Origin of the sequence: Bifidobacterium pongonis (assembly GCF_019331805.1) — a bacterium.
In the GTDB taxonomy this organism is placed as follows: Bacteria; Actinomycetota; Actinomycetes; order Actinomycetales; family Bifidobacteriaceae; genus Bifidobacterium; species Bifidobacterium pongonis.
This window is the reverse complement of sequence record NZ_JAHBBE010000057.1, coordinates 1-6,653: the sequence shown is the minus strand read 5'-3', so window position 1 is coordinate 6,653 and position 6,653 is coordinate 1. Positions and strand designations below refer to the sequence as shown.

Annotated in this window: 4 protein-coding genes; 2 read left to right on the top strand and 2 right to left on the bottom strand. The window is 61.6% G+C overall.

Annotated features, from left to right (window positions below):
• Window positions 1-790 precede the first annotated feature (790 nt).
• Both KIH75_RS10170 and KIH75_RS09705 read right to left on the bottom strand, forming a co-directional pair.
• The gene (locus KIH75_RS10170) at window positions 791-2,716 is read right to left on the bottom strand and encodes a type IV pilus twitching motility protein PilT (protein ID WP_236028243.1); all 1,926 of its coding nucleotides are present in this window, start codon (window positions 2,714-2,716) and stop codon (window positions 791-793) included.
• Between the two features lie 213 nt (window positions 2,717-2,929).
• Window positions 2,930-4,660 (bottom strand): GspE/PulE family protein, encoded by a 1,731-nt coding sequence (locus tag KIH75_RS09705; protein WP_219056501.1) that lies wholly within the window; start codon window positions 4,658-4,660, stop codon window positions 2,930-2,932.
• Between the two features lie 383 nt (window positions 4,661-5,043).
• On the opposite strand from KIH75_RS09705, the gene KIH75_RS09700 reads away from it, so the two are divergent.
• Together KIH75_RS09700 and KIH75_RS09695 are read left to right on the top strand one after the other, a co-directional pair.
• Window positions 5,044-5,775: a type IV pilus modification PilV family protein gene (locus tag KIH75_RS09700; protein WP_236028241.1), complete on the top strand. Its 732-nt coding sequence runs from the start codon at window positions 5,044-5,046 to the stop codon at window positions 5,773-5,775.
• Window positions 5,776-5,806: 31 nt separating this feature from the next.
• Entirely contained in the window at window positions 5,807-6,535 is a 729-nt protein-coding gene (locus KIH75_RS09695; protein WP_236028239.1) for a prepilin-type N-terminal cleavage/methylation domain-containing protein, read from the top strand.
• The last annotated feature ends 118 nt before the right edge of the window (window positions 6,536-6,653 follow it).

Here is a 6,653-nt window from a genome sequence, read left to right as displayed (position 1 = left end):
ACGGACGAGGAGCGGGCGGGACTCATACCGGAATCAGACAAATTTGGCTTGTTTTTGTCTGATTTCGGTATGAGGGGACTTGAGAGGGAGGAAGGGAGGGAGTGTGTTCGTTACCGGAATCGGACAGGAATGGGCTGATTTTGTCTGATTTCGGTAAAGAGAGGGCGCAAGGGTAGGGGACGCAAGGGGAGAGACGCAAAAGAAAGAGAGAAAAAGAGGGGTGCGGGGCGAGTTGCTCGCCCCGCACCCCCCTGTGGTTGAGGTGATTCAGGAAGGAAGTGTGGATAGGGGACTCTCAAGAGAGCGCTCGGGGAGGCTCAAGGAGCCAGAACCCGGGAAGCCCACAGCAGAAGGGGCTTCAACCGGGCGAGCCGCCAAGAGAACTCCAAGAGAGTCCCGGTGATGGAACCTGCGCGAGAGCGAACAGCTCCCCCGCGCAGGCCCAAGTCTTAAGCAGGGCGCCAAGAGGAATCTCGGAGAGAGGAACCTCTTAGCGAGTTCCCAAGGGAACTCAGGGGTGGGTGAACCCAAGGAAACCCAAGGAAACCCAAGGAAACCCAAGGAAACCCAAGGAAACCCAAGGAAACCCAAGGAAACCCAAGGAGACCCAAGGAGACCCAAGGAAACCCAAGGAAACCCAAGGAGACCCAAGGAAACCCAAGGAAACCCAAGGAGACCCAAGGAAACCCAAGGAGACCCAAGGAAACCCAAGGAAACCCAAGGAAACCCAAGGAAACCCAAGGAAACCCAAGGAAACCCAAGGAAACCCAAGTCTCAACATGTCTCAAGCCTAGAACACCGAACGCGCTCCGGCCATCTTCTCGAATTCGTCAAGCACCTGCACCTTGACGAGGGCGTCCTCGTATTTCACGGTGCCCTTGTTCACCAGGCGCGCGAGGTCCTGATCGAGCGTGTGCATGCCGTCCTTTTCGCCGGACTGCAGCACGGTGCGGATCTGGTGGGCTTTGCCGCCTCGAATCAGCGCGGCGACGGCCGGCGTGTTAATCATGACTTCGGTGGCGGGCACTCGTCCGTGGCCGCTCGCGCGGGGGAGCAGGGTCTGCACGACCACGGCTCGCAGCGTGGAGGCCACCTGCACGCGGATCTGCTGCTGCTGGTTTTCGGGGTACACGTCGATCAGACGGTCGACGGTGGAGCCCGCGTCCTGGGTGTGCAGGGTGGCGAACACCAGGTGGCCGGTTTCCACTGCGGTCAGTGCGGTGGAAATGGTTTCGAGGTCTCGCAACTCGCCGACTTCGATGATGTCGGGGTCTTCACGCAGTGCGCGTTTGAGCGCTTCGGCGAAGCTCTTCGTGTCGGTGCCCACTTCGCGCTGGCTCATCACGCAACGCTTGTGTTGGTGCACGAATTCGATCGGGTCTTCGATGGTGATGATGTGGTCGGCGCGTTCCGCGTTGGCCTTGTCCACGATGGCGGCCAGCGTGGTGGACTTACCGGAACCGGTCGGGCCGCATACGAGCACGAGGCCTCGCGGCAGCATGGCCAGGTCGGCGATGCGCGGGTCGAGGTCGAGCTGCTGCGCGGTTTTGATTTCGGTTGGAATGGTTCGCAGTGCGGCGCAGATGCCGAGTCGGTCACGGTACACGTTCACACGGAAGCGCACCAGATCGCCGATGGAGAATGAGATGTCGAGTTCGAGATCGTCTTTGAACCGTTCGAGTTCCAGCTCGTTGGTCATGGTTTGCACGGCGGCGAAGGTGTGGTCCTTGTTCCATACGCTCAGGCCTTTGGCGGGGCGCAGTTTGCCGTCCACGCGCAGCATGGGCGGATCGTTGACCACGAGGTGGAGGTCGGAGGCGTTTAATTCGACGAGCTGGCGGATGGCCGCCACGAATTCGTCATCCGCGTCGGGGTGTTCGGCGCGCAGCTGCTGTTCGACGAGTCGCGCTTTTTCCAACCGCTGCGGCGGGATGGCGTCTTTGTCGGAACCGGTGGTTTCGGGCACGACGAAATCGGTGTTGACCGTCAGGGGCGCGGAGGGGATGCTGTCCAGCGGGATTTGCGGTGCGTGGCCGGTGCCTTGCGTGAATTCGGGGGCGAGTTCGGGCATGCGCACGGTCAGCGGTTCCTGGGGTTCGGGGTCGGGCTCGTCGCCGGGCATGCGATAGTAGTTGTCGTCGGGCGGCGTGGTGGGCGCTTCGGCTTGGGGGAACGGTTCGGAATGCGTTTGACGGTTGCCGTTGGCTGCCGGCTGACCGAACCAGGAGGCGTTGGCGTTCTGGGCGTTGGCGTTCTGGGCGTTGGCCGCTGCTTCGGCTTGACGCTGTTCTTCGGCTCTGATCGCAGCCTCGCGTTCAGCCTCAGCCTGAGCCTGTGCCGCCTGAGCCTGTGCCGCCGCCTGAGCCTGAGCCTGCCGTTCAGCCTGCCGCTCGGCCTCAGCCTCAGCAGCCGCCGTATCCGCGCCGCTCACGCCGCCATCGCCGTCGCCGCCATCATGCTCCGTCTTGGCGGCCTTCCGCTCCGGCACGATCGATTCAACGGTCATCTGCACGGCGGGCATGCTGTTCAACGTGTCGAAAATGCTTTGCATATCGGGCGAATCGGCCTGCAGCGCGTCTTCGGCGGAACCGTGGCGCCCGCGCTTGGGCGAATCGGCGAGTGAGGGGGCGGTGTTGGGAATGGTCACGCCTTTCAGTCCGGCCAGGTAGGAGCCGCCGTTCGATTCCCAATCGACTTGCTCTGCCGCATCAGTCATGTGCTGTCCTTAATCTCGTTGCTTTCTTCATTGAAAAACGTTGCGCGCGTTACCCGCACGCCTTGCTGCGATGCCACATGCACCGGGCGTACACACCGGGTGCATGCACCGGGCATATACGCCGGTTGCACGTAAGCATCGCGGTCCGTAAGCCGGTTCCGCACCGTGGGCCACAACCACACAGCCCAAGGCGAGGAACCGGCTCACCGAACGTCATACGGTGACGCGTAGCACCTCGTCCACCGAGGTGATGCCTTGCAGCACCTTCTGCCAGCCGTCGTCGCGCAGACTGGTCATTCCGGCGGCTTCGGCGGCGGCTTGGATGTCCAAGGACGTCGCGCCTTTGGCGATCATCTCCTCCATCTTCGCGTCCACGCCCATCACCTGCTGGATGGCCACACGCCCGCGGTACCCGGTGTTGGAGCATTCGCGGCATCCGACGGGCCGGTATACGGTGGGCAGCGGGTCGCCGGGGTTGTAGGGAATGCCCATGAGCTTCAGCTCAACGGGTGTGGCGTGATCGGCTTTGCAGCATTTCTTGCACAGGCGTCGCGCGAGTCGCTGCGCCATCACGGCTGCCAGCGACGAGCTCACCAGGAACGGTTCCACGCCCATCTCGGTCAGTCGGGTTACGGCGCTCGGCGCGTCGTTGGTGTGCAGGGTGGAGAGCACCAAGTGGCCGGTCAGCGACGCTTCGATGGCGATGTTCGCCGTCTCGGCGTCACGGATCTCGCCGATGAGCACCACGTCGGGGTCGGCTCGCAGGATGGATCGCAGGGCGGCCGCGAAGGTCATGCCGGCCTTGTTGTTCACCTGCACCTGGTTGATGCCCTTCATGCGGAATTCCACAGGGTCTTCAACGGTGATGATGTTGATTTCCGGCTTGGCCACGTCGCCGAGTGTGGCGTACAGGGTGGTGGACTTACCGGAACCGGTCGGGCCGGTGACCAGCACCATGCCGTAGGGGCGCGTGTACGCTTTGGAGAACACTTCGAAGTTGCGCTTGCTGAAGTTGAGGTCTTCGACCTTCAGGTTGCCGGCCGGGGTGCTCAGGATTCGCATGACGATCTTCTCGCCCCACACGGTGGGCAGTGCGGCCACACGCAAATCGATCTTCTCACCGTTGTGTTTCACGGTGATACGGCCGTCCTGGGGTTTGCGGCGCTCGCCGATGTCCATGTCGGACATGACTTTGATGCGGCTGATCACGCCGGCGGTCATGGCGCGGGGCGCCCGCTGGAATACGTGCAGCACGCCGTCGATGCGGTAGCGGACCAGCAGGCCGTCTTCCTGCGGTTCGATGTGGATATCGGAGCAGTGGTCGTCGATGGCCTGGTTGATGAGCAGGGTGACGAATCGTGCGACGGGGGAGGAATCGTTGGGGTCCTCTTTTTCGAGGTCGATTTCCTTTTTGGCGGTGACGGCGACCTCGTGGGAGATCTCGTCGAGCTCGGCGTTGGCGCGCAGGTAGCGGTTGATGGATTCCTGTACCTGCGAGGGCATGGCGACCATGGCGATGACGGGCATGCCGGTGATCGCGGAGATGTCGTCCACGGCGGCGAAGTTCTTCGGGTTGGCCATGGCGACGGTGAGGCGTCCGTTGATGATGGACAGCGGCAGCAGGTTGTTGCGGCGGCACAGGTCGTCCGGCACGAGTTTCATGACGCTTTCGTCGACCTGGTATTCGTTGAGGTCGACGAAGGGGAAGCTGAGGCTTTGCGCCAGCGCCAACGCTTTGGCGCGTTCGGTTTCCTCATCCATTTCCCCGTCTTCGGGGATTTCCTCTTCCTGTGGTTCTTCGGCTACCGCCGCATGTCTGGGGGCGCTGGCCGAGGTTGCCGGCGCGAACACTTGGGGGATATCGCCGGTGTGGGGCGTCTCGTAGTCGTCGTCTTCCTTGTTTTTTCTTCTGAAGCCGAACAGGCCACCTGCCGAGTCGCTCATCTCTCATCTCCTCCCCGCCCCGCCAACCACTGCGGGGCTCGTTGTGCCTTCCGGGGCGGGGCTCCAACGCCCGTGGAACCGGAAGGTATAACGTATGCAAAATTTGCAGACCTAGCAAAGCATTGTAAGGGATGAAACTGGAAAATCCTAACAGGAAACGGTTCTGCGGGATATTTCTGCGGGATATTTTCGTCTGAAAACGTTGGCACACCATCGTGGTATAGTCGAGATGATAATGCGTGGTTGTGTTGTCAATCCCGTTCACCCATTGATGGGTTTGCGGTATATGGGGAGGACTGAATATGAGACGCGAAGAAGTCGTCGGGTCCCATGGGAGGAGCCGTGCCTATGGCGCTGCCTGCAGCGTTGCCAAGCATGGGCGTTTGCCGAAACGCGGTGAGCGCGGCTTCACTCTGGTGGAGACCATCGTAGCCGTGATCGTATTGAGTCTGGTCGGTTTGGCTGCGGCGCAGTTCGCGGTGACGGCGGTTCGCACGTCGTATGCGCAGCAGTTGCGTTCCACGGCGGTGTCGCTTGGCGACGATGGTGTGGAACGGGTGCAGGCGCAGATCGCTTCGGTGAAGTCCGATTCCTATTTCGAGGAACTCACCAAGGGCATGAGCCAGGCTGATGTCAAGGAAGCCTACAATGCCCTGTTGGATGCCGGCGCGTTCACGTCGAGTGCGGGCGCAAGCCCCAGCGTGGCGCAGAACGACATCGGCTATGCCTCTTCGGCTGATGGCAGCGATAAATACATCCATCCGGCGAGAACGACCCAGGGCAAGGATTTCAAACAGTCCTCCTTCAACGTGTATACGGTGGTGGAGAAGGCGTATCGCCTTTCCGGAACCATGCAGGTGAAGACGGCCAGCGAATGGGGGCTTCCCGATCATGGCCTCGACTATGTGGGCGGCGGCGACGCTTCGGCCGATGTGAACAACCCCACCAAGGCGGTGACGAAGGCGTTCAAATCCGGTTCCTCGCACACGTATGTTCCGGTGCTTCGCGTGGTTGTTGGCGTGACCTGGCCGGATAACATCTCCAAGAACAAGACTTGCATCTACACGACGTCCACGCTGCTGGACGTCGCTCCCGACCAGAAGATCATCGTCTGAGCGCGGTGCGCGGGGAATCGAGGGAGGAATCATGAACCAGTCGGTACAACGCATCATGGAACGCATCATGGAACGCATAACGGGGCGCGAACCCGGGCATGAAGCCGGGGAGGGTCGCGTGCGGGGCGCTCGCGGGGGCCTTCGCGCCGCGGCGCGGGGCGAACGTGGCGTGACCATGGTGGAGATGATGGTGGCGATGTTCATCTTCATGGCCATCTCCGCCATATTCCTTACGTCCATCATGCAGTTCCTGCATACCACCACCACGGATGCGATTCGCACCAGATCGGCGTCGGAGATCGCCACGGCCACGCAGCGTCTCGACCGGTATGTGCGCTACGCCACGGCCATGGAATACGATGCGGATGCGCAGAAGGTCACCATGATCACGCCGGGCGATGGCGACAAGCAGCGTTGCGTGGTGCTTCAATACGATGAGGCCACATGGTCGAACGGTACGGTGAGCGACTACGGCAAGCTGGTGGTGAAAACCAAGGATGCCGGTGCGAGCACCTGGGGGCAGAGCGTGGTGCTCGGCTCCATGATGAACCATTCGTCCAGCGGCGGCGTGACTTCGGACGAGAGTCTGTTCGGCACCTCGGTGTTCTCCTTGGACGGGACGGGCAAGGTGCTCACCTTCTCGCCGGTTACGGGCTCGTATTCGGGTGGTAAGGCGATCACGTCGAATGTGTCCACCACGTTCACCGCGCGTAATGTGAAGTCCACGAATCCGACGCCGGATTTCTCGGTTTGTAAGTGAGCGGCTCCGGCGAGCGGGATCGGTTCGGTTGTGTTGTGGCGGCCAGACCTTCGGGTCTGGCCGTTTTCGTATGTTCCGGCGTTAGGGGGGGCTTCGGTTGTGGGGTGTCTGGCTCTTT